The organism is Parasutterella muris (assembly GCF_009767915.1).
GTDB classification, from domain to species: Bacteria; Pseudomonadota; Gammaproteobacteria; order Burkholderiales; family Burkholderiaceae_F; genus Parasutterella; species Parasutterella muris.
The window spans coordinates 1-925 of record NZ_WSRP01000106.1 but is presented as its reverse complement, the minus strand read 5'-3'; the positions used below and the strand labels follow the sequence as shown (position 1 = coordinate 925).

Below are 925 nucleotides of genomic sequence, written 5' to 3'. Positions count from 1 at the left end.
CAACGCTGCTGAACAGCCGACAGGCGTGATCGTTCCGCGCGGACAGAAACCGGAAGACGCAGAAAAAGCTGCTGTTGCCGGCAAGTAATCTGCACGACAAATAAGCGAAGCCCTTGATAGAAGGGCTTCGTGAAAACAAATAAAAAACGCGTATTGATTTTTCAAAACGCGTTTTTTATTTAACCCGCAATTGAGCGGGTTAAATTGAGGTCGAAAACGAATTACTTAGCGTTTACGGCATCTTTGAACTGCTTGCCGGGAACAAACTTAGGAAGTGTCGCGGCAGGGATCTGAATTGTTTCGCCGGTAGAAGGATTGCGGCCTTCATGGGCTTTGCGAACAGAAGATTTGAATGTGCCAAAGCCGATAAGTGTGATTTCATCGCCTTCTTTGACAGTGTTGATCACTTGTTCCATGACAGCGTCAATGACAGCTTTAACGTCGGCTTTTGTTTTGCCGGTTGTGTTGGCAACGGCATCGATCAGTTCAGATTTATTCATCTCGTTTTCCTTTCGTTTTCGTTGATGAAGAGAACAAGATCATAAAACAAAAATATAATGGGTGAAAACTTTTTAAATAGGAAGTGCTCATTTTTAGTTTTTTATCGATCAGCCTCTTGTTCTCAGTGCCTTTTTATTCATAGCACATATAGCTTCTACTATAAAAATTTTCTGTGCTCGAGTACTTTTCTTGGATATGAGAAGTGAACGCGGATCACTATTAAACGGGAGGAACTTTCTAGAATAAAGCCTGCATGCGCAAATATTTATCCCGCTTTCGATTCGTGTTCTGATGCAAAACTCAATGGTGATTTGTACGAAATTTAAATATAAATATCGGGATGTTCCCCCGACTTTAGGAGAATCTCGTAAATAAAAAAGCCCTCATCCCTTGTGTTACTTAGGTTGAGGGCAGTTTAAGAATT

At 41.3% G+C, this 925-nt stretch carries 1 pseudogene; it reads right to left on the bottom strand.

The window, feature by feature from the left end:
• Positions 1–221: 221 nt before the first annotated feature.
• Positions 222–518 (bottom strand): annotated as a pseudogene (locus E5987_RS12765) (HU family DNA-binding protein); the annotation flags it as partial.
• Positions 519–925: the final 407 nt, after the last annotated feature.